Below are 24,996 nucleotides of genomic sequence, written 5' to 3'. Positions count from 1 at the left end.
AGGCAGCCGATCATGAAGGAACTCTCCGTAGCCGAATTTGGCCGACGCCTGGCGCATTTGCTGGTCAGCCTGTTCATCCTCTTATGTGTGACCTTCGTGATCGGCCGCATCCTGCCCACCGATCCGGTCGGCGCGATCGTCGGCGAGCTCGCCGATCCCGCCGCTTATGCGGCGATGCGGGCGCGTCTCGGTTTCGATCTGCCGATCTACCAGCAGTTTTTCCTCTATCTGAACGGGTTGGCGCATGGTGATTTCGGCACCGCCGTCCTCACCGGCAATCCCGTCTCTTCGGACCTGGCCCAGGCGTTTCCGGCGACATTCGAACTGGCGACGCTGGCGGTAATCATCTCCACTTTCGTCGGCGTCCCGCTCGGACTGGTCGCCGCACTGTTTCGCGACAGCTTCATCGACAAGACGGCCCGCGTGCTTGCGCTCGTCGGTCATTCGATCCCGGTCTTCTGGTTCGGCATCGTCGGGCTCGTCATCTTCTATGCGGGCCTCAATTGGGTCGGCGGGCCGGGCAGGATCGATGTCTTCTACGAAGGCCTCGTGACGCCACAAACCGGGCTGTTGCTGGTCGACAGCCTGCTGCAGGGCGAGACGGAAATCTTCTGGAATGCACTCGGCCATATCATTCTTCCCGCCATCATCCTTGCCTATGCGGCCATGGCCTACATCACCCGCATGACACGCAGCTTCACCCTGGAACAGTTGAGCCAGGATTATGTCATCGCCGCCCGTGCCAAGGGTGTGAGCCCCTTGGGCACGATCTGGCATCACGTCCTGCCGAACATTGCCGTGCAGCTGATCACCATCCTGGCCATTTCCTATGGTGGGCTGCTCGAAGGCGCTGTTGTCACCGAGATCGTCTTCTCCTGGCCCGGCATTGGCCAGTACATGACGAACGCGCTGATGATCGGCGACATGAACGCCGTCGTCGCCGGCACCATTATCGTTGGATTCATTTTCATGCTGTTGAACTTCTTCGCCGACGTCGCTTATGCCGTGTTTGATCCCCGTATGAGGGAGGCGGCCCGATGAGCGACGTTATCCGCAGCGAGATTCAGATCCGCCCTCCAAGTGTATCGAGCCGCATGGCGGCGTCGCTGGCGCGCGCCGGCCGCAAACTGGCCCACGAGCCGCTTGGCCTTGCGGGGTTCGTCATCCTCGGTCTTCTCTGCTTCATCGCGATCTTCGCGCCGCTTCTGGCCCCTTATGATCCGGCCATACAGGCGCTGGGCGATGCCCTGCAGCCGCCGAGCCCTGCGCATCTCGCAGGCACCGACGAATTCGGTCGCGATATCCTGAGCCGCCTCATCTTCGGCACGCGCATCACCATCCAGACCGTGCTTTCCATCTCCTTGATCGTCGGGCCGATCGGCCTGTTGATCGGCGTCGTTGCCGGTTTCTTCGGCGGACGCGTCGATGCGCTGCTGATGCGCGCCACCGATATCGTTCTCTCTTTCCCGTCGCTGATCCTGGCTCTGGCTTTTGCCGCGGCACTTGGCGCCGGCTTGACCACGGCCATCATCGCGATCTCGCTGACCGCATGGCCGCCGATTGCCAGGCTTGCGCGCGCCGAGGCCCTTGTCGTCAGAAACGCCGACTATGTGGTTGCCGCCCGCCTTTATGGCGCCTCGCCGATCCGCATTCTTTTCCTCTATATCGCGCCGATGTGCGTGCCCTCCGTCATCGTTCGCCTGACGCTCAACATGGCGGGCATCATCCTGACGGCGGCGTCACTCGGCTTCCTCGGTCTTGGCGCCCAGCCGCCGGCCCCGGAATGGGGTGCGATGATCTCCAGCGGCCGCAAGTTCATGCTCGATTATTGGTGGGTCGCCGTCATGCCGGGTATCGCCATCCTGCTAACCAGCCTTGCCTTCAACATCGCCGGAGATGCTCTGCGCGACATTCTGGATCCCCGCCATGCAAGATCGTGATCAAAAGCCCGTTCTTTCCGTCAAGGGGCTGAATGTCCGTTTCGGGCGAGGCGCCGTGCCCGCCGTTTCCAATGTCAGTTTCGACGTCGGCCGTGAGCGTGTCGGCATCGTCGGCGAATCCGGTTCCGGCAAATCGACGACGGGTCGCGCCATCATGCGTCTTCTGCCGCCGGCCGCGGTGGTCTCTGCCGAACGCCTGGATCTTGCCGGCAGTCCTTTGCTGTCAAAGACCGAGCGTCAGATGGGCGCGCTTCGCGGCAAGGATATCGCACTGATCATGCAGGATCCGCGCTATTCGCTGAACCCGGTGCTCTCGATCGGCAAGCAGATCGCCGAAGCCGCACGCCTTCACCTCGGCCTTCACAAGAAACAGGCGTTTGAGGCGGCCCGCGCCATGCTCGAACGCGTGCGCATCAGCGATCCCGATCGGGTGATGGCGCTTTATCCCCACCAGATATCGGGCGGCATGGGCCAGCGTGTGATGATCGCCATGATGCTGCTGGCGCGGCCGAAGCTCGTCATCGCCGACGAACCGACCTCGGCTCTCGATGTCAGCGTCCGCAAGGACGTGCTGCTGCTGCTCGACGAACTGGTGCGCGAGAACAATTCCGGACTGCTCCTCATCAGCCACGACATTCGCATGGTGGCCGCCTTTTGCGAGCGCATCATCGTCATGTATGCCGGCCGGATCGTCGAAACCCTGACCAGCCTTGAGGACGCCCGCCACCCCTATACCCGCGGGCTGATAGCAGCGCTGCCCGACCCGAAGAACCCGGTTCGCCGGCTTGCTGTTCTCGACAGGGCGAAACTCGATCTGGAGACGGCGCAATGATCAATGTGCGTGACCTCGATGTCGTCTTTACTTCCGGCAAATCAAGCAACCATGTCGTCAGGGGCATCAGTTTTCAGGTCGGCCAGGGGGAGACGCTCGGCATTGTCGGTGAATCCGGATGCGGCAAATCGACGGTGCTGCGCTGCCTCGCCGGGATGGAGTCCGGTTGGACCGGTCACATCGAGCTTGGCGGAAAACCGATCGGAAGAAAGCGCTCCCGCGAGGAGCTGAAATTCGCCCAGATGGTCTTTCAGGACCCTTACGGATCCCTACATCCGCGCCATCGCATCGGCACCGCGCTCGCCGAGCCGCTACGCGCCATGGGGCATTCCGATATCTGGTCGAAGGTCGAAAAAGCACTGGTCCAGGTCGGCCTGCCGGCGAGCTTCGCCAATCGTTTTCCGCACGAACTTTCCGGCGGCCAGAGGCAACGCGTGGCGATCGCCCGGGCGCTGATCCTGTCGCCGCCCATCCTGCTGCTCGACGAGCCGACATCGGCGCTCGACGTCTCGATCCAGGCCGAAATCCTCAACCTGCTTGCCGATCAGCGCGAGGAAAAGGAGCTGACTTATCTGCTTGTCAGCCACGACCTCGCGGTCATCGCTCATATGTGCGATCGGGTGCTGATCATGAAGAACGGCTGTTTCGTCGACGAGCTCACCAAAGCCGATCTGCAGGCCGGCGTCACCCATGATGCCTATGCACGGGAACTGTTCGAGGCGAGCTTCATCGAGGCTTGATATCCTTAAACGTGGTGTGAGTTCAGCGATCCTCCGTTGCGACATGGGCGCGGTTGACCGCCGCAACACTGCCCCTTTCCACGAGATGGCAGGCGAGCTCGACGCGGCGGCGTGGCGTCGCAAGGCCGAGCATCATGTCGCGCAGCAGATCGAGCGCGGTGGCGCCGAGTTCACGCATCGGAATGTGCACCGTCGAGAGCGGTGGATTGAGAAAGGCTGACTGCGGCAGGTCGTCGATGCCCATGACGGAGATGTCCTTCGGCACGGCATAACCCATCGCCTGCAAGCCGCGCACGGCGCCGTTGGCGAGACTGTCGCCCGCCGTCAGGACGGCGGTGAAGGAGAGACCTTTCTCGCGGACAAGACGGGTAATCGCCTCGGCGCCGAGGTCCGGCAGCCAGTCGTCGACTTCGAGCACCAGATCCGCGTCGGCCTTCAGCCCATGAAGCTGCAGGGCATCGCGCCATCCCTCCAGGCGCCGCTCGATCGTCCGCCGTCCCGGCCGCAGCATGAAGAGAATACGTTCATGCCCGGCCTCGATCAGCCGTTCGGCGGCGATGAAGGCGGCCGAGCGGTTGCAGGGCGTAACACTCGAAAGCCGCATATAGGGATCGTCGCTGTTGACGAGCACGACGGGCTTTCCGAGATCGGCGGCTGCCGCCAGCATGTCCTCTTCGTCGACGGTCAGGATCAGCATGCCGCCGAAACTCGGATCATCGCGCATCTCGGCGACGACGCGCGCTTCATCCCCCTTGTCGGCGATCGGGCGCATCGAAAGCTCGACGCCGAGGGCGGCCGCACGCGCATTCAACCCTTCGAGCACGTAGAGCGTAAACTGGTTGCGGACATAGTCGATCATTGCCGCACCGGAGGCGACGAGCATGACCTTCTTGCCGGCCACGCTGGCCGGCAAGGCGTAGCTGACCGCACTTGCCGTTTCCAGCACCAGCTTGCGAATGTCAGGCCTGACGCCCTTCTCACCGGCCAGCGCCCGCGACACCGTGCTGATCGACACGCCGCATTTGGCGGCGATGTCGTCGAGGCGCGTACGCCTGGCTTTTTTCGGTTCCCCTGTCATCTCATCTCCTCGCTCCTTCGCCATCATGCAAAAATCTTTCAGATTGCGCAAATGGCATGCCTATGCACAATTACCTGCGAGGAGTCCGCGGCAAGCGGCAGAGCAGGGAGGCTTTGAAGATGCGGCTTGACGGCCAGTCCATGCGTCGGCGGTTTGCCCGGCGTGGCAATGCTCGAGCGGACTGAAACATGGCCGCCGAGCAGCAATCTTATCTCCGCCGATCAACTGCCAAGCACAGTCCGATCGTCTACTGGCAGCTCGCCCAGCTGTGGCAGGAGCGCTACGATGTCGCCGACCGTCCGATGGACGGCAGGATGGATCCGTTCTTCTTCGTCACCAAGACAAAGAACTTCATCCCGCATGAATATCCCTGCCGCACCGAATTCAAGACATCCTTCTCCGGCCGGCGGCCACAGCCGGCTGGCGAATTCGAGGCCGTCCGCTGGTGGCTTCCTTTTGCCTCTCCGCGAGTCGATCTCTCCGGCTTCTGGTTTCGCCCGACGCGCATCGGCTGCTGGGCACGCACGTTTCTCGATGCACAGTCGGCGGGGCCCGCCACGCTTCGCCTGTCGACCTGTGGCGGCGCGATCCTCTTCGTCAACGGCCGCGAGCAGGGCTTCATGGCGCCTTACCAGCGCAATCTGGAAGCCCAGCAGCTCTTCGAGATCGAGCTTACGGCCGGCCTCAACGAGATCCGCATCTATTTCGACGATCTCGCCGAGCGCGACGCCCGGTTCTATTTTCAGCTGGATTATCTCGACGGGCCTGAGGTCGAAACATCGGTCCCTGTTCCCATCGCCGCCGGTGATGCGGATGCGCTGGAGGAGATCCTCGAAGGCATGCGTTTCGACCGCACCGCCTATCTCGGCGAAGATGTGACGATCCTCTTTCCCGTGCCGCTGCCGGTGGCGCTGACCTGCCATGTCGAGATCGAAGGCGACTTTATGTCGACCGAGCGCTTCGACTATGATTTCGAGCTGAAAGCAGGAGCGACCAAGCTGGAGCTCGGCGCCTCGGCTGATATGCCGGCCGATTTCCGCCATTTCCGCATCACCTTCACAACAGGCGAGCTTTCGCTCGGCCGCACGCTCGGCGTCGAAATCTGTCATCCCGAGCGGCAGGGCGAGGCACCCGCCGCCCTCAACGACCGCGTCGCCGAGGCGCTGGCCGAGGTCGCCGCCCGTTCCGAGCCCGACACGGTCTGTGCTTTTGCGCGTCTGGCGCTGGGGCAGGGCGGCGAGGAAACCGAGGCGATGATCGCGGCCATGCTGCCGGTCATCGAGGATTGCCACGACTGCGCCGATTTCGTGCTGGTGCCGCTGCTCTTTGCCTATACCCGCTGGAGCGATCTGCTCTCATCCGAGCTGCGCGACAGGATCAAGCAGGCGGTCCTCAATTACCGATACTGGATGGATGAGCCCGGCAACGACGTTCAGTGGTATTTCTCGGAAAACCACGCGCTTCTCTTCCATACCGCCGCCTATCTCGGCGGCAGGCTGTTCCCCGATGCCGTCTTCGTCCGTTCCGGCCGCACCGGCGCCGAGCAGATGCAGGTCGGCGAGGAACGTGTCCGCGCCTGGCTCGATCATTTCGAGCGCTGGGAAATGGCTGAGTGGAACTCCGTTCCCTATTTCCCGATCGACCTCAAGGGCCTGACGGCGCTCGCCGCCTGCGCGCCGGATGAGACGATCCGCAACCGGGCGAGCGCCAGCATTATCCGCCTGATGGAGATCGTCGCCCGTTCGGCCCATCACGGCATGCTGACCGGCAGCCAGGGCCGCTCCTACGAACATACGCTGCGCCCCGGCCGCTCGGTCGAGCTGTCCGCCATCGCCCGCCTGCTCTGGGGCCGTGGCTGGTACGGCCGCCGTGTCCACGCTTTGCCGCAGCTTGCCGTCTGCATCCGCGACCACGGCCTGGACTTTCCGGAACGGCTTGCGGCGATCGCTTTGCATCAGGCCGACGCCGCGCAGGAATGGACCTTTTCCCAGGGCGAGAATCGTTTTGCCGCCCTCTACCACTACAAGACGCGCGACACCGCACTCGGCACCATCGCCCATTATCGCCCCGGCGCCTGGGGTTATCAGGAGACGGTGCTGCACCTACGCTTGGGCCACCGGCCGGAAGCGCAGATCTGGATCAACCATCCCGGCGAAACCATTCAGTTCGGCTATGGCCGGCCGAGCTTCTGGGGTGGTTGTGGAACACTGCCGCGTGTGCACCAGTATCGCGATCTGGCGATCCTCGATTTCGACATCCACGAGGGTCAGCCGGATTTCACTCACGCCTGGTTCCCGCTCGAGGCCTTCGACGACGCGAGGGTCGACGGCAATCTGGCGGTCGCTCGCTCCGGCAACGGGATTGCGATGCTGATCGGCAACGCGGCGCTGGTGCCGGTGAAACAAGGGCCGACGACGGATATCGAGCTGCGTCTGCCCGGCCGCAAGGGTCGCTGGATCGTCCGTCTCTCCGATATCGAGCGCGAGGCTGGCCTTGACGGCATGCAGGCGCGTTTCGCCGCGCTCTCGGCTCGCCGCGACGACGAGGGCGCATTGATCGTTATCGATCCGGATTATGGCCGGGTCGTCTTCGAAGAGGACGGCACCGTGCGTGCCGAAGGCCGTATTCTTCGCCCTGCGGACTGGTCGGTACGAGGAGAAGCGGTACATCTCAAGATACCGGGCAGGCAGCCTCGGCGCGCGGCCTCGTAGACGACGTGTCCGGCAGGTGGAGGACCGGCCGGACGCAGCAATTCATCGGTCAGAGGAGGAGAAAATGACCAGAATGAAATCGATCGGCGCGGCCTTTGCTGCGGTTCTCTTGAGTTCCGTTGCCGCACACGCCGGAGACGTGCGCATCATGTGGTATTCCGACGGCGGCGAAGGCGAGGTGATCAAGGACCTGCTCTCCCGCTTCTCGAAAGCCAACCCCGACGTCAACGTCGTCCTCGACGAGGTCTCCTACGACGTTGTCAAGGAACAGCTGCCGGTGCAGCTCGAAGCCGGGCAGGGGCCCGATATTGCCCGGGTCACCAATCTGAAGGCGCCGGCGCAGCACTGGCTCGACCTCCGACCCTACCTCACCGACGCGAAATACTGGGAGGACAATTTCGGCGCCCAGGCCGACTGGATGCGTCCGGACGGTTCGAACGCCATCACCGGCTTCATGACGCAGCTGACACTGACCGGTGGCTTCGCCAACAAGACGCTGTTCGAGCAGGCCGGCGTCGAGATCCCCGGCCCGAAGGCCACCTGGGACGATTGGGCGGCGGCGGCCAAGAAGGTCGCAGACAGCCAGAAGGTCTTCGCCATGGCGATCGACCGCTCCGGCCACCGCGTCTCCGGTCCGAACATTTCCTACGGCGCCAACTATATCGCCGCCGACGGCAAGCCGGCGCCGATCGATCAGGGCGCCAAGGACTTCCTCAGCCGCTTCGTCAAGTGGAACGAGGATGGCACCGTCAACAAGGATGTCTGGGTGAGTGCTGCCGGCACCACCTACCGTTCCGCCGCCGAGGACTTCATCAATGGTGGCCTCGCCTATCTTTATTCCGGCAGCTGGCAGGTGCCGGGCTTCGCCCAGAAGATCGGCGACAGTTTCGACTGGGTGATGGCCGGCAGCCCCTGCGGCACGGTCGCCTGCACCGGCATGCAGGGCGGTGCGGGTCTCGTCGCCGTCAAATACACCAAGAACCCGAAGGACGTCGCCAAGGTGATGGATTACCTGGCAAGTGCCGACGTGCAGAAGGAATTCGCCGAGCGCAGCCTGTTCATCCCGGCGCATAAGGGTGTTGCTGCCGGCCAGATCGACTTCAAGACCGACAATCCGCATGTGCAGGCGGCGCTGAAAGCCTTCGTCGAAGCGGCCGGCCAGACTGCCGCACCCGCCATGAAACTGCCGGGCTGGAAGTGGTCGGACGCCTATTACAGCGCCATCGTCGCCCGTATCAGCCAGGTGATCGCCGGCGAATTGAAGCTCGACGACGCCTATGCCCGCATCGACGAGGACATCAAGGCCAAGGTCGCCGGCAACTGACGGAAGAACAGATGACGGCGAAGACAGTTTCTTCAGCACCACCTGTCAAAAAAACCAGTCTGCGGCAGGCGCTCCTTGCGCCTGTCCGGCTGGCGATGGGGCTCATCGACATTCCCATGCGCGCCTGGCAGAAGCTGATGGGGCTGAATGGCATGGCGGGCGTCTTCCTGGCGCCCAATATGCTGATTTTCACCGTCTTCGTGCTTCTGCCGCTGGTCATCAATTTCATCTATTCGACGACGAGCGGCAGCGCCATCTTCCTGCAGAACAGGACCTATGTCGGCGCTGACCAGTACCGCATCCTCTTCGATTGCGGCAGCTATCTCGACCCCTCGACATGCGCGGCCGACACCTTCTGGGCGGCCGTGCGCAATACCGCCGTCTTCGTCGTTTTCCAGGTGACGGCCATGTTGATCGCGGCGCTCGCAACGGCACTGATCCTCAACCGCGAACTTTCCAATCGCGGCTTCTGGCGCGCCGTCTTCTTCTTCCCGGTGCTGCTGTCGCCGGTCGTCGTCGGCCTGATCTGGAAATGGATCCTGCAGCGTGAAGGCCTGTTGAATTTTGCGCTGAGCCCCTTCGGCTTCGAACCCTTCTCCTGGCTCAGCGATCGTTTCTGGGCCTTCTTCTTCGCCGTCTTCGTCTCGGTCTGGGCGCATATGGGCTTTTATGCGCTGATCCTCCTCGCCGGCCTGCAGGCGATCCCGCGGGATCTCTACGAGGCGGCGGCGATGGATAGCGCCGGCCCGACCCGCATCTTCCGGCGCATCACCCTGCCGCTGCTGATGCCGAACCTTATTGTCGTCCTGGTCTTGGCGCTGATCCGCGCCGTGCAGATCTTCGACGAGGTCTTCGTGCTGACCGGCGGCGGGCCGGGCACCAGCACCATGTACATCACCCAATATATTTACGAGACCGGCTTTGCGAGTTCGCTGCGCAACCCGGGGCTTGCATCGGCCGCCTCGATCCTGATGGGTATCGTGCTCGTCATCCTGACGCTGATCCAGCTCGGCGTCAGCAGCCGCAACGAGAAGAAGGGAGCACGCCAATGAGCGCTGTCGGCGCCTTTCTGCTCCGCCGCCGCGGCCGAGGCTGGCACTGGACGGATGTGGTGACCTGGATCTGGCTGATATCGGGCGTCTTCCTGATGTTCGGCCCGGCCGTCTGGCTCGTCTTCTCCTCCTTCAAGACGCCGGCGGCGCTTGCCGAATTCCCGCCATCGGTCCTGCCCTATGTCACTGAACAGGCAGTGGTGCCGGGCTACGACAAGCCGTTGCCGCTCTATCAGGTGGCGATGCCGGATGGCAGCACGCGTGTGCTCGCAGAGGTCCGCCGCATCGGCATCATCGGCCAGATGGTCGATCCGAAACAGCCGGGCGAAATCGTCAAGGTGAACATCAAGGACCGCACGCCGGTGCGCAAGGTCGAATTCGCCGGCGGCAATTATACCGAACCGTTCCAGCGCTTCGATTTCTTCCTGTTCCTGCGCAACTCCGTCTTCGTCACCGTGGTCGCGACGGCGATTACGCTGCTCGTCAATTCCATGGCTGCCTTCGCCCTGTCGAAATACCAGTTCCCCGGCCGCACCGCCGTCATGTTGATGATCCTGGCGACGCTGATGGTGCCGCTCTCGGTCATCGTCGTGCCGCTCTATTCCGTCATCGGCACGTTGAATCTTTTCGACAGCCTCTGGGGCGTCATCCTGCCGACGGTCGCCACCCCGACCGGAGTGTTCCTGCTCCGGCAATACATGCTGACCATCCCGGACGAATTGATCGATGCCGCGCGCATGGACAAGGCCAGCGAATGGCAAATCTACTGGCGCATCATCCTGCCGCTGTCGGCGCCCGCACTGGCGGTGCTGGCGATCTTCTCGGTCGTCTGGCGCTGGAACGACTTCCTCTGGCCGCTGATCGTACTCTCGCGCAAGGAACTCTATACCCTGCAGGTCGGCCTCAACGTCTATGCCGGCGAGCTCAATGTGCAATGGCACTACATCCTCGCCATGACCGTGGTTTCGATGATCCCGGTTGTGCTGATCTTCGTCTTCCTGCAGCGGTTCATCACCACAGGCATTGCCGGCTCGGGGCTGAAATAAATGAAACAGGAGAGTGCATGAGCGGACTCGAGCTCAGGAACATCGTCAAGAATTTCGGCGCCGTCGAGGTCATTCGCGATGTCTCCCTTGCCGTTAACGACGGCGAGTTCGTCGCTTTCGTTGGCCCTTCCGGTTGCGGGAAATCGACGCTGCTGCGCCTGATCGCCGGCCTCGATAAGCCCACAGGCGGCAGCATCGCCATCGACGGCAAGGATGTTACCGGCATCAGCGCCGCCGATCGCGGCCTTGCCATGGTCTTCCAGTCCTATGCGCTCTATCCGCATATGAGCGTCAGGGAAAACCTTGCCTTCGGTCTTGAGAATACCAAGGTGGCGAAGGCCGATATCGAAGCGCGCATCACTGAGGCCGCGCGCATGCTGGAGATCGAGCCTTTCCTGCAGCGCCGTCCGGGCCAGCTCTCCGGCGGCCAGCGCCAGCGCGTCGCGATCGGCCGCGCCATCGTCCGCCGGCCGGATGCCTTCCTGCTCGACGAGCCGCTCTCCAATCTCGATGCCGAACTCAGAGTCACCATGCGTGCCGAACTCGCGGCCCTTCACGCGCGACTGAGGGCGACGATGATCTACGTCACCCATGACCAGGTCGAGGCGATGACGCTTGCCGACCGCATCGTCGTGTTGAGAGGCGGCAGGATCGAGCAGGTGGGAACACCGCTGGAACTGTACAACAAACCGGCCAACCGCTTCGTCGCCGGCTTCATCGGTGCGCCGCACATGAATTTTCTCGAAGGCGCCATTGTCGGTCACGAGGGCAGTTTCGCTGAGGTCGAAACCGTCGGCGGCCATCGCCTTTCCGTGATTGCCAAGGAGGCGCGCCCGACGGGCGAAAGGGTCAGCATCGGCATCCGGCCGCAGCATATCACCTTTGCCGACGCAAATGCTGAGAGGAGGCTGGACACCCGCATCATCCTTGTCGAGGAACTCGGCTCGGAGACCGTCGTCCACGCCGACGCGGGGGGTAAGAAGCTGATTGCAGTCTTTGCCGGCCAGCAGCGAATGAAATCCGGCGACAGCCTGCCGCTGCATCTCGATCCCGAAGTTCTGCACCTCTTCGGCGAGGATGGACAGCGTCTGTCCCAATAGGCTGCTGCGAAACGTCTCGTCAGCTTCCAGTCAAGCGCTCCCAATTTCGATGGGCGAACTTCGGTTTGTCGGCATCGTCGAGTTCGAGGCCTTCGACAAATCGGCGCGCTTCGCCTCCGGACCGGTACTGGTACGGGTAGTCTGTGGAGAACAGGATGCGATCCGTCCCGACCGCGTCGATCGCCTGCCGCAGATATGCCGGGCTGAACATGCCGCTAGCGGTCAGATAGAGATTGTTGCGGACGTAGTCTAGGAAGGGGCGCTGCAGTCCGGACACCCGGTCGAGCATGGCCAAACGCTCCAGATAGAAGATCACCAGTTCGCCCCAGTGGCCGAGGATAACCTGAAGGCCTGGATAACGGTCGAACACGCCGGCGAGAACGATGCGGACGAATTGAATGCCGGCCTCAAAATGCCATCCCAGACCGAAGGTCGACAAGGCAAGATCGATCGGCGCTGCGAAGCCCGCATAATAGGCTTCTCGAACGCTCACCTGAGGAATCTGAGGGTGGATGAGCAGCGGAACGCCAAGCTCTGCTGCGTAGGCGAATGTCTGTTCGAAGATCGCGTGGTCGAGGTTTTTCTCGCCGACCCGGCCATAGAGAATGGCGCCCTTGCACCCCAGTTCCCGAACAGCACGCCGAAGTTCTTGGGCGGCGGCATCAGCGTCTACGGACGGCAGGACCGCGAGCGCCTGGAAGCGGGACGGATTGGCAGCCACGGTGTCGGCGAGGAGATCATTGACGCGGCGGGCCAGATCGACGCCGTGACGTCCCAGATTGTTGAGGCCCGGTGTTGTTAGCGACAGGACCTGCACATCGACTCCGGTCTCATCCATCAGCGCCAGCCGCTGTCGCCCCATATCGGCGAGCCGTTTTCCCAGCACACCTGGATTGAGCCCCAGCGTTCCGTCGTCGGTGCCGGGTATTGTGCTCCATGCGTGCTTCACCTGATCGGGAAGGACATGCTCTTCGATTGCAATGATCTTCATCTTTGAAACCCTGGAATCTACGCCTTCTAAAGCGAGTGGCGATCTTTCAGATTCGTTCGTAATGCCGTTATCGAGCGTCCTTGCCGCTTGTGTTAACCGCGACGCCAGATGACACGCCGCTTTTCATCATCCCGCGTGGATGTAAGGATGAGCTGATCATTCACGAAGCTGTATGCTCGCGGGAAATCCTGGCCTACCAACTCGTGAACCAAAGCTCCCTCGACACGATAGAGGAAGATGCTGTTTGCGGAATCCAGCGTGATTTTACCGAAGCTCGCCTCGTATCCACCACTGCTGTACGCACTGTCGACATGTCCGGGTTCGAGGTTGCGGACCTGGACCGCCATGTGGCCATCGCGCGTAAAGACGAGGAGACCATTCACGCGCGCAGTCTTCACCGCGCCCTTCGCATCGGGCTGCTCGATCTTCACGAGGCGCCAGCCCCCATCCAATTGCGCAATGATCTCGGAATCGGCAGCGGATTGTCCACTCGTACCGGCGGTCTTCATTGGCTGTTCTCCTCTATCTCGATCCTGTCGGGCTCCGGGTCCGACCGGAGACAGCCTCTCACGAGGAGTTGCCTCATCAGGTTGCGGCCGGAGCGCCGGATGTCGTTCAGGACTTCGCGGTAAGCTGATTGGCCACAGCCTTGCCGACGCCATGCGCCGAAGCCGGGTTCTGCCCTGTGATCAGGCGGCCATCGACCACCACGTTCTCCGTCCAGTTCGGTGCCGGCTGGTGCAGCGCGCCACGGTCCTTGAGGGTCGCCGCCAGCAGATAGGGCACGACCTTGGTATACTTGACCTCGGCCTCTTCCTCGTCCGTAAATGAGGCGACCTTCCTGCCAGCGACAAGATGACTGCCGTCCGACAGCGTCGCGTTTACCAGCGCTGCGGGGCCGTGGCAGACCGCCGAGACGATGCCGCCGGCCTCGTAGATTTCGCGGACGACGTGCTGCACGGCTGGGTTGTCGGCGAAATCCCACATGGTGCCATGGCCGCCAGCGAAGAACACCGCCGAATAGCGGGAGGGATCGAGCTCACTCAAAACCAGGGAGTTGGCCAGAGCACCGCGGAACTCGCGGTCCTTCCAGAAGCGGTCATTGACCGGATCGCTAAGATCGAAGAAGTCGATCGGCGGATGGCCTCCCCGAATCGAGGCGATCTCGGTCGGAATCCCGGCCGCGCGGAACACCGCGAGGGGGTGGGTGAGTTCAACCATAGCAAAGCCGGTGGGCTCACCGGTGTCGCCTCTGATCGGGTGGCTGGTGACCACGCAAAGGATGGGCTTGATGTTATCTGCCATTGTCTTGGCTCCTCATGACTTGAGCGAAGCCATGTCGATGACGAAACGATATTTGACATCGCTCTTCAACATGCGCTCATAGGCCTGGTTGATCTGATTGATGGAGATGATTTCAACGTCCGATACGATGCCGTGCTGCCCGCAGAAATCGAGCATTTGCTGTGTCTCTGCGAGACCGCCGATGAACGAACCTGTGATCGCCCTGCGGCCGCGCACGACCCCGCCGGCGTTAACCGCCGTGCCAAGTGGCCCCATATAGCCGACGAGCACGAGCACGCCTTCCAGCGTCAGCGTCGGCATGTACGGATTGACGTCATGGTCATAGGGAACCGTGTCGATGATCACGTCGAAGCGGCCCGCGACCGACGCCATCTGCGCCGGATCGCTCGAGAGCACGACATGATCGGCTCCGAGACGGAATGCGTCTTCCTCCTTGCCGGGGGAGCGCGTGAACAGGGTGACGTCGGCGCCAAGCGCCTTGGCGAGCTTTAGCGCCATATGGCCGAGACCGCCGAGACCGATCACTGCGACCTTGCTTCCTTCGCCGACATTCCAGCGATGAAGCGGCGACCAGGTGGTGATGCCGGCGCATAAGAGCGGTGCGGCCCCAGCCGGATCGAGCCTGTCGGGAAGCGCGAGAACGAACTTCTCCGTCACCACGATCGCGTCGGAATATCCGCCTTGGGTCGGCATGCCGTCGTGCCTGTCGAGGCTGGCATAGGTGAAGGTGGGACCTTCGGCACAGTCCTGTTCCCATCCAATCAGGCAGGGTTTGCAGTGCTGGCAAGAGTCGACCATGCAGCCGACGCCGACCATGTCTCCGGCCTTGAAGCGGCTGACTTTCTCTCCGACCTGACTAACCCTTCCGATGATCTCGTGGCCCGGAACGATCGGATAGGTCGTGAAGCCGCCGTGGTTGCGAGCCAGATGCAGATCCGTATGACAGACCCCGCAATAGAGGATGTCGATCAAGACATCATCGCGCCGCATCGCGCGCCGTTCAAAGGTGAAAGGCTCGAGAGCGCCGGCGGGCGACGGAGCGGCATAACCGAGTACGTTCATATTCATATTCCTTTCGACCCTGACGCGATCGAAGCGCGTGGCAAACTCACTGCGCCCGTCGAGCCGAGGTCGGGCGCAAAGTCTTCCGTGGTTTCCCGGACGGGAAATCTCAGGCGTTCGCTGGCGCGAACAGCGTTTCCCAGTTCAGGAAGGGGCCAAGCGGGATGACCTCCCAGTCGATAAGCCCGGCCTTGGCCAGCGGAAACTCGCGCAGGGCCCGCTTGGCGGCTTCGACTGACTCGCATTCGGCGATGATGGCCACACCGGGGCGGTCCTGGCGGAAATAGATGTCGCGGATAACGCCGCCCTTATACATTTGCCAGGCGTGCCGGGCTTCATCCGACATATGCGGCTGGTATTTTTCCAGGTTGGCGCCGGGCTGGGGAATATCGAGGCAAAGCAGTTTCATCGTGAGTTTCCTTGATTGAAAATACGGTTCAAGCGGCCTGAAGCCGGCGCGCAGTCTCGGTAACGCGTCGCCCCAGATAGGCAGCGGTCGCCAGATCGCTCTTGATGGGAGCGATATCCGCCGCCTGATCCGTGTTCGACTGGGTCATGACGCCCAGCCAGCTTCCGAGCCGGTTGAGGTCGTAGACACTGCCGGTGCTGCTGCTGTTTCCCGGCATCAAATCGAGGCCGACCCAGATCATGCCATGCTGGGCTGCAAACAGTGCCATCGACACGAGCGAGTTCAGCTTGTCGCCGTGCTGGGCTCCGGAGTTGGTGAAGCCGGCAGCGATCTTGTTGCGCCACTTCAGCTCTGACCAGGCTGCTTTGGTGGAGTTTTCGAAGAACTGCTTGAGCTTGGCGCTGATCAGGCCGTTGTAGGTCGGCGACCCGAAGATGATGGCGTCGCTTCGCTCAAGGGCTTCCCAGTCCATCGCGCCATCCGCGACGGCGATAAGTCTCGCCTCCGCCCCTTGAACCTCGTGGATGCCGGCGGCAACCGCTTCCGCGACGCGTGCCGTATGGCCATAGCCGCTGTCATATACAATGGATATTAGCAATTGCCGTCCTTTCATTGACGAGTCGCCCGCGAACCGAGCGCCATGGTTGCCCGCTGTTTCGACGACCGCATTGGTCGTCGGCGGCACGAATATCGTTTGCTTGGCCGGCGTTATATCGTAGAATGGACCTAACAATTAGAAATCGTTTTTATCTTCTTTGGTTCCTCGAATTCTCCAATCGCGGAATCGGCCATCCCGGGAGGATTCGCACGGTGCGCGACAGGTTTGATGGTGTACAGGCGTTCGTCGAGGCGGTTGAGACGGGCGGCTTTGCCAAGGCGGCCGATCGACTTTCGTTGACACGTTCCGCGGTCGGCAAGGCGATCGCGCGTCTTGAAGAGCGCCTGGGTGTCCGGTTGTTTCACAGGACCACACGAACGCAGAGCCTGACCGAGGATGGTCAGCAATATTATGAGCGCTGTATCCGTGCCATCGAGGAATTGCGCGCAGGCGAGTCTCTTCTGGAATCCGGCAGGCGTGAGGTCGTCGGCAGGTTGCGCGTGTCTTTGCCTGTTCTGTTCGGCCGCTACTGCGCCGCGCCGATCCTGCGTGCCTACGCGCGCCAGCATGAGAAGCTCGAACTCGAACTCAGCTTCAGTGACCGTCAGATCGATCTGATCGCCGATGGCTTCGACCTGGCGGTGCGCAACGGCGCCCTCGGCAATGGAACCGCACTCCACGCCCGGCGACTGGCCAGCCCCCGCAAGGCGCTATGCGCCTCTCCAGGCTATCTCTCCGCACGAGGGGAACCGCACTCTCTGGCGGATCTGTCCGAACATGAAACGCTCGTATACTGGCGCAATGATCATGGCCTGACCTGGCAGCTTCCTGATGCGACCGGCGCGCTCATCGACCTGTTGGTGACATCCAGACTGCGCTTTGATGATCTCGAAGTGATCGCCGATGCTGCCGTCGACGGCATGGGCCTGGCCTGGCTTCCCTACTGGTTGATCCATGAGCGCGTGCAAGCCGGCGAACTGATTGAACTCTGGGCCGATCGGCCGCGCGCCGCGATGGAATGCTATGCCGTGTGGCCAACCAACCAATATCTGCCGTTGCGGTCGCGACTGGCGATCGATGCGCTCGCCACCGAATTGCCGAAGCGTTTCGAATTCTGAAGCGGGCCGCTACACTTTTTGTCGACCACTTCGCGCTTCCTCTCCTGGCGCTGGCGCCGGTCCCGCGCACCGTTCACAAAGCGGCTTGCCGCTGTCGCCTCGCAGCCGCTCACGTTGAATAACGCAACGCATTCACGAGAAGAGAAAAAGCGGGCGAAGATTGGCGCCGGCTTGGATAGTAGAGATGAAAGCCCTCCCAATAGGGCGAATAATCTTCCAGAAACCGGTGGAGGCGACCGGTCTCGAGATAGCGCTTGGCGATATCCTCCGGGACATAGGCGAAACCGAAGCCGTCGAGAGCCGCTTCGAGAACATTATAAATCGTGTTGAAAACGAGTTGTCCGTCCACCCGAACCTTGATCTCGCGGCCGTTCTCTTCAAATTCCCAGGCATAAAGACCTCCATAGGTTGGCAAGCGCAGATTGATGCACCTGTGCTGCATGAGGTCCTTCGGATGCTTCGGAATATCGCGTGACGCAAAATATGATTCTGCGGCAACGACCGCGAAGCGAACATCGGGCCCGATCCTCGCAGAAATCATGTCCTTGGCGATCTGCTCACCGAAGCGCACGCCAGCGTCATAGCCTTCGCTGACGATGTCCTGCAGACCGTAGTTCACGTCCAATTCGAGCCTGATGTCGGGATACTGGTGGAGAAAGGTTCGAAGCCTCGGCCATATGTAGCACTGGATCTGGTAGTCGCCGGCGGTCAACCGGACGGTGCCCGCCGGCTGGTCTCGAAGTGTGTTGAGCCCATCAAGCGCAAATCCGATCTCGTCGAAAAGCGGACCGATGCTCTGTAGCATCCGTTCGCCGGCCTCGGTCGGCGAGACGCTGCGTGTCGTCCTCGTCAGAAGTCGCACGCCCAGCCGCTCTTCAAGCTGACGGATCGTGTGGCTTAGCGCCGACTGTGAGACGCCGAACTTGGCGGCGGCTTTCGTGAAACTGCGCTCTCTCGCGACCACCAGGAACACCATCAGGTCGTTGATATTCTGGCGCTCCACTGATGATTCCTTTTCATAGACAGGCGCTCATTATAAACGCGTGTCCATGAAATGGTAGCAATGAAGCCTGGAGCAACAAGGAGGCTGGATCACCTTTGCGGACCGGCATGCTTCCGCTGCAGGTTGGAGCCTCACATCGCCCGGCTGCGCAGTACCTCTCCGACAACCGACGACGCAGAGAAGGCGTTCGGCCAGCCGGCGTAGAAGGCCGTATGGGCAACGACCTCGCCGGCTTCTTCGGCGGTAAGGCCGTTATCCATGGCGCGGTTGAGGTGATAGGTAATCTGGGTGCTCTGGCCAGATGCGATCAGCGAACTGACCGTCACAAGGCTACGGTCGCGCGGTGCAAGGCCCGGCCGCTGCCAGAGATCGAGGAACAGTGGATCGGTGGTAAACTGCACCAGCCCCGGAGAGATCGGGCCCACATTCTTCTCAACGCCGGTCGCGCGTTGGCACTCGGTCTCTTCGTTGAGCGGCAGCAGTTGTGGAGAGGCCGCAGGCATCTGATCGGCCGTGATGCCCCGATCTTTGAATACGTCCTTCGTCGCGACGATTGCGAACATCGCGTTCGACCAGCCTGAGTAGAAAGCCAGATGCGTGATGATCTCGGAAACCTCCGTCGGGGTCACCCCGTTATTGAGAGCGACGCCGAGATGGTGCTTCAGATCGACTGCCTGACTTCGGGCGATTAAAACGGCCACCGTGACGATGCTGCGATCGCGGCGTGACAGTTGCGGCCTCTGCCACAGGTTTCCGATCACGTCTTCTTCTGCGTATCGGCCAAGGGCCGGCGATACGGATTGAATGTCGCTGAGCGACAGTGATGAAGCACTTCTCGGCATGGCTCCGCCGCCAACACTTTCCTGGGCCATGACAGGCTCGCCCACAGTGACCGAGATTGCCGTGGCGGCCAAAAGTCGTTTCATGATGATATCCTTCCAGCTTGGTGGTTCCGGCATCGCCTTGGGCTAACCCTGCAATAGATGCCGCAGTGTGCCGCTAGAGACCGGATCGGCGCAGCATTGCGTCGGGGTAACGAGCTCCCTGAATGATGATGTTGGCTTGCGCGATCTCATCCAGATCGACCTTGTCCAAGGTGACGTTCAGCGCCCCGATATTCTCCTCGAACCGCTCGAGCTTGCGTGTGCCGAACAGTGGAACTATCCAGGGCTTCTGGGCCAGCAGCCAGGCTAGCGCGACCTGCGCAGGCGTTGCGCGATGCTTCTCGCCGATTTGGCGGATCAGATCGACCAGCTTCTGGTTGGCGATACGTGCTTCCTCGGAGAAGCGGGGGATTCCCGCTCGGATATCGGAATTGTCGAACATGGTGTTGACGTCGATCTTGCCGGTCAGAAATCCCTTGCCGAGCGGGCTAAACGGCACAAGCCCGATACCGAGTTCCTCGATCGTCGGGATGACTTCGGCTTCGGGCTCGCGGGTCCACAAGGAATATTCGCTCTGCAACGCTGCCACCGGCTGCACTGCATGCGCTCGCCGTATGGATTGGGCACCCGCCTCAGACATGCCGAACCACCGCACTTTGCCCTCGGCAATCAGCTCCCCGACCGTCCCGGCTACATCTTCCATAGGCACTCCCGGATCGACCCGGTGCTGATAATAGAGGTCGATGTGGTCGATGCGCAGGCGCTTTAGGCTGCCCTCAATGGCGCGGCGGATCTGTGCCGGCTTGCTGTTGACGCCACCACGGTGCTCGCCAGTCTCCTGATCGATATCCCAGCCGAACTTCGTCCCGATCTTCACCTTGTCGCGAACCGGAGCAAGCGCCTCGCCGACCATCTCCTCGTTCGTCCAGGGGCCATAGACTTCGGCGGTGTCGAAGAAGTCCATGCCGTGTTCGACAGCAGTTCGAATCAGGTCGATCATGTCAGCCCGGTCCGGGAGCTCGCGGGCCTTGCCATAGCCCATGGCGCCTAGCGACAAAGCGGATACTTCAAGGCCTTGGCCCAGTGTGCGCTTGATCATTTGCTTCTCCTCCTTTGAGGCTGATTTGAAGAGCTATCGACGAGGCGGGCCTCGAGGCGACGCCGACCTCATGCGATCCGGCCGCCGTTAGGTATTTGCCTCGCGTGGCGTGATCCTAACGGTTGCCGCGCGTGCTCGGGTGCTGACCATCGGTGGTAGATACTGGCTCTTGCCGTATTTCGCGCGGTAGGCGTCATCGATGCGATCGTTGATCGGACCGTCGACCGGCTCGAAGGCGACCGTGCGCGTCATGCCGGCGGCAATGATCCGTCCGGCCTTCTGGCGGACCGCCGCCTGATACCAGCGGGAATTCTGACCATGGTAGCCGCGCACGTAGAGCGCGCCATCGACGACGACCTCCCAGATCCAGGTCGGGGTCCCATAGGTGGCGCCATCTTCCCGAAACGGTGCGATTTTCACATCGTCGGCCCGATCGATTTTGCTAAGCTCATCATCCGACCAGTTCATCGTCGCTCTCCGCTCGTCTCGGCCACAGTCGTCGACCGCTTCCCGATCTCATGCTCTGAATATAAAGCGCGCGCCTAGCTATGATTAGGCGTGGCAAATCGCATGAACTTATGAGCGAGAATCATCAATACGGATGAAGAGTGCCGGTCGTGTATTTTCGGGCATAGATGCGTCTTGATTTCGCAAATGAAGTTGAAGGCAAGTCGAGTTCTGAGAAAGCATGGTGCCGGAAACTGTCACCATGCGGGTGTATACCGCGTCTCAACAGAGCGAGACCTCAGTTTCCTTCATGCGTTGAAAAGGCATTTGAAAACATGTCCAGATTTGAACCACTCGATCCTGCCTATCCCGTCGCGCGTCAGAAAGACCTTGAAGGCGGCCCAATAGTGATGATCAATCTCTTAACTATGGTCCCGGAGGAGGAAGATGCCTTCCTTGCTGCCTGGACCGCTGACTCGCTGTTCATGAAACGCCAACCCGGCTTCATCTCGACGCAGCTACACCGTGCCATCGGCGAGAACCCAACATATCTCAATTACGCTGTCTTCGACAGCGTGAGCGCATGGCGCGAGGCTTTCCAAACTCCCGAATTCCAGGAGAAGCTCAAGGCCCATCCGCCATCAGTCGTCGCGCGGCCTCACCTATTCGCCAAGGTGGCGGTTGCCGATCTGTGCACGGCTTGAGATGGAACTGTGACACGCAGATGAAACGCATTCAATATCACCAGTATGGCGGTCCGCATCTGATGCGGCTCGAAGACTTTGAACTGGCCATGCCTAACAAAGGCGAAGTGGCTGTTAGGGTCAAGTTTGCAGCTATCAATCCCATTGACTGGAAGCTGCGGGCCGGCAGCATGAAGATTGTTACCGGCAAGACCTTCCCCCGTGCGATGGGTATGGACATCTCCGGGACGGTTATTGCCATCGGCCAGGGTGTTGCGCGTTTCAAGATCGGCGACCCGGTGTTCGGCCTTGCCCGCTTCAAGGAAAGTGGTGCGCTAGGGCAGGCCGTTGTCACCAAAGAAATCTTCTTGGCAAAGAAGCCTGAAACAGTTTCGTTTGAGGATGCCGCCTGCCTCGGAACTCCGGGAGCCACCGCTTGGAACGGCCTGGTCGATAAGGCGGAGCTGAAGGCCGGCGAGCGTGTCTTTATCAATGGCTGTACCGGCGGGGTGGGGGAAGCGGCGGTGCAAATCGCGCTCATGCGAGGCGCGACGGTTTCGGGCAGTTGCAGCGCAGGCGCCATGGAGCGGGCACGGTCTCTCGGAGTTCAAACCGTCTTCGACTATCGCACGACTGATTTGTCGACTATTCGCGAGCGCTTCGATGTAGTCTATGACACCGCTGCCACGATGCCGATAGCGGTGGGTACTGGTCTTTTGCGTGAGAAAGGTCGATTTTTGGATATCAATCCCACACCAGCAAAATTCGTTCGTGCGATGTTTAATCGGCGTCTGAAGGTTGTCGTGTGCACGCCGAGAGCCGATATTCTGGATAACCTTGCGCGCGCAGCCAAAGACGGAAAAATTCGCCTTCCAATCGCCGAAATTGTGCCCCTTACCGAGGCGATCCAACTCATCACAGCTCTTGAGGCTGGGCGCCGGCTTGGTGGGAAAGCCCTTGTTGGGATGGATTAATCGTGTCGCGAAGCCACCGATTATTTGACCTCATGCAGGTTCTTCGCCGTCACCGTGGGACGGTGTCCGGCGAGGTATTGGCACGAGAGCTCGGCGTTTCGCTTCGAACGATTCGTCGTGACATGGTTACGCTACAAGCGATGGGTGCAGATATCGATGGGGAGCCAGGCGTCGGCTATCTACTGCGCCCAGGATTTCTTTTACCGCCGCTTTCTCTGACCGAAGAGGAAATTCAGGCGCTTGTAGCCGGGGCGCAATGGGTTAGCCGGCATACTGACGACGCTTTGGCGTGCGCTGTTCAAAACGCGCTCGCAAAAATTGGCGGTGTCCTTCCTCATGACATGCGGCAAGGCTTGGACGACAATACATTCTTTGTTGGCGGTGCTGAGAAGGGCTCAACGTTGCTTGACCTGGCGCAGGTCAGACGAGCGATGCGCGACCAGCGGAAGATCCACATCACGCACACAGATCAAATAGGCACTGTGTCGGACCGGACCATATGGCCCATCATGCTGGGATTTATCGACTCAAAACGGTCTGTCGCTGGCTGGTGCGAATTGCATAACGAATTTCGCGTTTTTCAGGCCGACCACATTTTGGCGGTCGATTTCTTGGACGATCGCTATCCGCGCAACCGCCGCCAGCTGGTGAGGGAATGGCGCGCGCAAGAGGAGCATCCTTGCAAGAAAAAGAAGGTGGAAGACGGCGGATAACTGCCTTCCTCGCTAAGGAGCGGGCAACCAGAGCCTAAACCATTTCATTGTTTTATAAAGATAGGAACCAGTTATGGTCTATCCAACGTCTGCCAGTCTTCCGTTCAAGCAGAAGCGGCGAATCTTTGTGCTTTGGGCACTCACGGTGGCTTTTGTAACCGTCCAGCTTATTGTGCATCCGATATTCCCTTCGGAAAGCATTATTCCGACGTTACTCGCTCAAGTCGGAACATTGCTGATCGCCTTTGGTGTAGTCGGACGAATCTGGTCGACCGTCTATATTGGAGGTCGAAAGAATTCCGAGCTCGTGACTAAGGGACCCTATTCGATCACTCGCAACCCTCTGTACGTCTTTTCGCTGTGCATGATCATCGGCGTCTGCCTGGTGTTTGGAAGCCTGCTCTCTACCGCAATTTTCACATTGCTCGCCTATCTCGTCTTCAGATATACGGCGGAGCGAGAGGCCGTATATTTATCTCACCTGTTCGGCGAGCAATATGCAGAATACTCTCGGCGTACCCCGTTGTTCTGGCCCCATTTCTCGAATTTCGAATGGGGGCAGGTTCCCGTGATTTCCAGCCGGGCTCTGCTGGTTACGTCCAGAGATTCTCTCTTCACTATCGCCACCATCCCCTTTTCTGAACTGGTCGAATACCTTCGAGAAAGCGGCTTTCTAGCCATGGCTATTATTGTCCCTTGAAACTGACCGTGTGAACAGCACGTCGAGGCGAGTCAATAAGCGTGTTAGGCTATCGCGGAACTCTCCGGCTTCATGGTGAAGGGATGGCGTCAACGAGGCGGACCGGGCGGGTAGGGAACTCGTCTGCCATTTCGTTGGCCATCGGGAGAAAGCGGAAAAATCCCGATGTTCTCCGGCACCGCCGCGTCCGCTTGGCGCGGTCCGCAACCTCGGTCCGATAACCCACATATTGGCGAAAAGGTTCCAGGAAAACAACCGCATTCCCCCATGCCGGAAGCCTCGATGCGGCGCGCCGGCTCTTTCCAAATCGACGGGTCGCACTAGCTTAAAGGGGACGTGACGAAAAGGAGAAAACCATGACCGACGCACCGAATACGGCGACCCCGGCGCGGAGAGTGTTGCGTGGCCGCCCCTACAGCATCGGCGAGTTTGCCAGGAAATACCGGTTGGATGACAAGGAGGCAAAGCGCCTCTACGACAAGTTCGGCCCGTCGGCGACCGAACTCGACCTGTTGATGGCGGCGAAGCGGCGCCCGCCGGGCCTGCCGACCAATCTCGACGCCTGACGGCGCTTTATGAGGATCCGAACCGGAAGCTGCCTTTGCGGGGCGGTGGCCTACAGGGTGGAGGGCGAGCCGTTGCGCACCGGCCTCTGCCACTGCGCCGATTGCCGTAAATCGAGCGGCTCCGCCTTCACCTTCTTCGCGGTCTGGCAGCGCCGGGCTTTCTCCCACAGCGGCGAGATCGCCACCTTCGCCGGCCGCAGCTTCTGCCCCGCCTGCGGCAGCAGGCTTTTCTGTCTTAGGGATGACGAGGCGGAAATCCGCCTGGGCTCGCTTGACAGCCCGCCCACCGACCTTGCGCCTGGTTATGAAGTCTGGATCAAGCGGCGCGAGCCTTGGTTGCATTCGTTGCCTGACGCGGACCAATATGCCGAGGACGCGGATTGACGGGCGCTAAAGCGCGTCACGATCGAGATCGCTTGCCGCGCTTTAGGTCTTTGATTTGCCGTATGTTGTGATCGCAAAACCGCGGCACAGTTTTGCGCGACATGCTCAGGCGCACCGAAACTTGACTTTCCTTACCAATATTTCATTTCACCCATCCGCAATTCCGTGCCAGTTCGGCGGCAACGCTAATCGCCGGTTCATCTGCACTGTGATTATTTCACCGCAGAGGCCGCAGGC

27 protein-coding genes are annotated in these 24,996 nt (G+C 60.9%); 16 read left to right on the top strand and 11 right to left on the bottom strand.

Annotation, left to right across the window (positions count from 1 at the left end; genetic code table 11):
• Positions 1–12 precede the first annotated feature (12 nt).
• From ACMUVN_RS07070 to ACMUVN_RS07055, 4 genes are read left to right on the top strand one after another with little or no spacing between them, the layout of a single operon-like run.
• Positions 13–1,041 (top strand): ABC transporter permease, encoded by a 1,029-nt coding sequence (locus tag ACMUVN_RS07070; RefSeq protein WP_414814948.1) that lies wholly within the window; start codon positions 13–15, stop codon positions 1,039–1,041.
• Entirely contained in the window at positions 1,038–1,940 is a 903-nt protein-coding gene (locus ACMUVN_RS07065) for an ABC transporter permease (protein ID WP_097630834.1), read from the top strand. The genes ACMUVN_RS07070 and ACMUVN_RS07065 overlap by 4 nt, the downstream gene beginning before the upstream one ends.
• Entirely contained in the window at positions 1,927–2,772 is an 846-nt protein-coding gene (locus ACMUVN_RS07060) for an ABC transporter ATP-binding protein (protein WP_028758116.1), read from the top strand. Before ACMUVN_RS07065 ends, ACMUVN_RS07060 begins: the two co-directional genes overlap by 14 nt.
• Entirely contained in the window at positions 2,769–3,512 is a 744-nt protein-coding gene (locus ACMUVN_RS07055; protein WP_047615069.1) for an ABC transporter ATP-binding protein, read from the top strand. The genes ACMUVN_RS07060 and ACMUVN_RS07055 overlap by 4 nt, the downstream gene beginning before the upstream one ends.
• A 22-nt stretch (positions 3,513–3,534) precedes the next feature.
• Here ACMUVN_RS07055 and ACMUVN_RS07050 read toward each other — a convergent pair whose 3' ends face one another.
• On the bottom strand, positions 3,535–4,590 hold the full coding sequence (locus ACMUVN_RS07050) for a LacI family DNA-binding transcriptional regulator (RefSeq protein ID WP_097630833.1): 1,056 nt from the start codon (positions 4,588–4,590) through the stop codon (positions 3,535–3,537).
• A gap of 188 nt (positions 4,591–4,778) precedes the next feature.
• Between ACMUVN_RS07050 and ACMUVN_RS07045 the strand changes: the two genes are divergently transcribed.
• The 5 genes from ACMUVN_RS07045 (at position 4,779) to ACMUVN_RS07025 (ending at position 11,823) form a co-directional block, all read left to right on the top strand.
• Entirely contained in the window at positions 4,779–7,301 is a 2,523-nt protein-coding gene (locus ACMUVN_RS07045) for a hypothetical protein (RefSeq protein WP_414814947.1), read from the top strand.
• A gap of 64 nt (positions 7,302–7,365) precedes the next feature.
• On the top strand, positions 7,366–8,625 hold the full coding sequence (locus ACMUVN_RS07040) for an ABC transporter substrate-binding protein (RefSeq protein ID WP_063475553.1): 1,260 nt from the start codon (positions 7,366–7,368) through the stop codon (positions 8,623–8,625).
• Positions 8,626–8,636: 11 nt separating this feature from the next.
• The gene (locus ACMUVN_RS07035) at positions 8,637–9,677 is read left to right on the top strand and encodes a carbohydrate ABC transporter permease (protein ID WP_414814946.1); all 1,041 of its coding nucleotides are present in this window, start codon (positions 8,637–8,639) and stop codon (positions 9,675–9,677) included.
• Positions 9,674–10,723, top strand: coding sequence for a carbohydrate ABC transporter permease (locus ACMUVN_RS07030; RefSeq protein ID WP_047615079.1), 1,050 nt, complete (start codon positions 9,674–9,676; stop codon positions 10,721–10,723). Before ACMUVN_RS07035 ends, ACMUVN_RS07030 begins: the two co-directional genes overlap by 4 nt.
• A gap of 17 nt (positions 10,724–10,740) precedes the next feature.
• Positions 10,741–11,823, top strand: coding sequence for an ABC transporter ATP-binding protein (locus ACMUVN_RS07025; protein WP_414814945.1), 1,083 nt, complete (start codon positions 10,741–10,743; stop codon positions 11,821–11,823).
• A 19-nt stretch (positions 11,824–11,842) separates the two neighbouring features.
• Here ACMUVN_RS07025 and ACMUVN_RS07020 read toward each other — a convergent pair whose 3' ends face one another.
• From ACMUVN_RS07020 to ACMUVN_RS06995, 6 genes are all read right to left on the bottom strand, one after another.
• On the bottom strand, positions 11,843–12,814 hold the full coding sequence (locus ACMUVN_RS07020; protein WP_414814944.1) for an amidohydrolase family protein: 972 nt from the start codon (positions 12,812–12,814) through the stop codon (positions 11,843–11,845).
• Between the two features lie 92 nt (positions 12,815–12,906).
• On the bottom strand, positions 12,907–13,323 hold the full coding sequence (locus ACMUVN_RS07015) for a lipocalin-like domain-containing protein (protein ID WP_414814943.1): 417 nt from the start codon (positions 13,321–13,323) through the stop codon (positions 12,907–12,909).
• A 106-nt stretch (positions 13,324–13,429) separates the two neighbouring features.
• Complete coding sequence (locus tag ACMUVN_RS07010) at positions 13,430–14,119, bottom strand: type 1 glutamine amidotransferase domain-containing protein (RefSeq protein ID WP_414814942.1); 690 nt, start codon at positions 14,117–14,119, stop codon at positions 13,430–13,432.
• Between the two features lie 12 nt (positions 14,120–14,131).
• Positions 14,132–15,181, bottom strand: a complete 1,050-nt coding sequence (locus tag ACMUVN_RS07005; RefSeq protein ID WP_414814941.1) for an NAD(P)-dependent alcohol dehydrogenase — start codon at positions 15,179–15,181, stop codon at positions 14,132–14,134.
• 109 nt (positions 15,182–15,290) lie between these two features.
• A complete protein-coding gene (locus tag ACMUVN_RS07000; protein ID WP_063475557.1) occupies positions 15,291–15,590 on the bottom strand; it encodes a hypothetical protein in 300 nt (99 codons plus the stop codon).
• Between the two features lie 28 nt (positions 15,591–15,618).
• A complete protein-coding gene (locus ACMUVN_RS06995; RefSeq protein ID WP_097594678.1) occupies positions 15,619–16,188 on the bottom strand; it encodes a flavodoxin family protein in 570 nt (189 codons plus the stop codon).
• A 212-nt stretch (positions 16,189–16,400) separates the two neighbouring features.
• On the opposite strand from ACMUVN_RS06995, the gene ACMUVN_RS06990 reads away from it, so the two are divergent.
• Positions 16,401–17,306, top strand: coding sequence for a LysR family transcriptional regulator (locus ACMUVN_RS06990; RefSeq protein WP_028757619.1), 906 nt, complete (start codon positions 16,401–16,403; stop codon positions 17,304–17,306).
• Between the two features lie 109 nt (positions 17,307–17,415).
• Here ACMUVN_RS06990 and ACMUVN_RS06985 read toward each other — a convergent pair whose 3' ends face one another.
• The 4 genes from ACMUVN_RS06985 to ACMUVN_RS06970 all read right to left on the bottom strand — a co-directional run bounded on the left by ACMUVN_RS06985 (position 17,416) and on the right by ACMUVN_RS06970 (position 20,760).
• Positions 17,416–18,309 (bottom strand): LysR family transcriptional regulator, encoded by an 894-nt coding sequence (locus ACMUVN_RS06985; RefSeq protein WP_414814940.1) that lies wholly within the window; start codon positions 18,307–18,309, stop codon positions 17,416–17,418.
• A 131-nt stretch (positions 18,310–18,440) separates the two neighbouring features.
• Positions 18,441–19,235 carry a carboxymuconolactone decarboxylase family protein gene (locus ACMUVN_RS06980; RefSeq protein WP_063475559.1) on the bottom strand — a complete coding sequence of 265 codons (795 nt, stop codon included), beginning with the start codon at positions 19,233–19,235 and terminating at the stop codon, positions 18,441–18,443.
• 73 nt (positions 19,236–19,308) lie between these two features.
• Positions 19,309–20,292, bottom strand: a complete 984-nt coding sequence (locus ACMUVN_RS06975; RefSeq protein WP_063475560.1) for an aldo/keto reductase — start codon at positions 20,290–20,292, stop codon at positions 19,309–19,311.
• Between the two features lie 87 nt (positions 20,293–20,379).
• Positions 20,380–20,760, bottom strand: coding sequence for a DUF2255 family protein (locus tag ACMUVN_RS06970; RefSeq protein WP_063475561.1), 381 nt, complete (start codon positions 20,758–20,760; stop codon positions 20,380–20,382).
• Between the two features lie 314 nt (positions 20,761–21,074).
• On the opposite strand from ACMUVN_RS06970, the gene ACMUVN_RS06965 reads away from it, so the two are divergent.
• The 6 genes from ACMUVN_RS06965 (at position 21,075) to ACMUVN_RS06940 (ending at position 24,759) form a co-directional block, all read left to right on the top strand.
• Entirely contained in the window at positions 21,075–21,443 is a 369-nt protein-coding gene (locus ACMUVN_RS06965) for an antibiotic biosynthesis monooxygenase family protein (protein WP_028757298.1), read from the top strand.
• Between the two features lie 20 nt (positions 21,444–21,463).
• A complete protein-coding gene (locus ACMUVN_RS06960) occupies positions 21,464–22,396 on the top strand; it encodes an NAD(P)-dependent alcohol dehydrogenase (protein WP_414814939.1) in 933 nt (310 codons plus the stop codon).
• Between the two features lie 2 nt (positions 22,397–22,398).
• On the top strand, positions 22,399–23,109 hold the full coding sequence (locus ACMUVN_RS06955; RefSeq protein WP_414814938.1) for a helix-turn-helix transcriptional regulator: 711 nt from the start codon (positions 22,399–22,401) through the stop codon (positions 23,107–23,109).
• 73 nt (positions 23,110–23,182) lie between these two features.
• Positions 23,183–23,809 (top strand): methyltransferase family protein, encoded by a 627-nt coding sequence (locus tag ACMUVN_RS06950; protein ID WP_414814937.1) that lies wholly within the window; start codon positions 23,183–23,185, stop codon positions 23,807–23,809.
• Positions 23,810–24,165: 356 nt separating this feature from the next.
• Positions 24,166–24,375 carry a hypothetical protein gene (locus ACMUVN_RS06945; protein WP_003539563.1) on the top strand — a complete coding sequence of 70 codons (210 nt, stop codon included), beginning with the start codon at positions 24,166–24,168 and terminating at the stop codon, positions 24,373–24,375.
• 9 nt (positions 24,376–24,384) lie between these two features.
• Entirely contained in the window at positions 24,385–24,759 is a 375-nt protein-coding gene (locus ACMUVN_RS06940; RefSeq protein WP_414814936.1) for a GFA family protein, read from the top strand.
• Positions 24,760–24,996 lie beyond the last annotated feature (237 nt).

It is taken from the genome of Rhizobium sp. IY2 (assembly GCF_047532935.1).
Lineage (GTDB): Bacteria > Pseudomonadota > Alphaproteobacteria > Rhizobiales > Rhizobiaceae > Rhizobium > Rhizobium anhuiense.
Note: the sequence above shows the minus strand (reverse complement) of the source record. Positions and strands in the feature narration are given on the sequence as shown.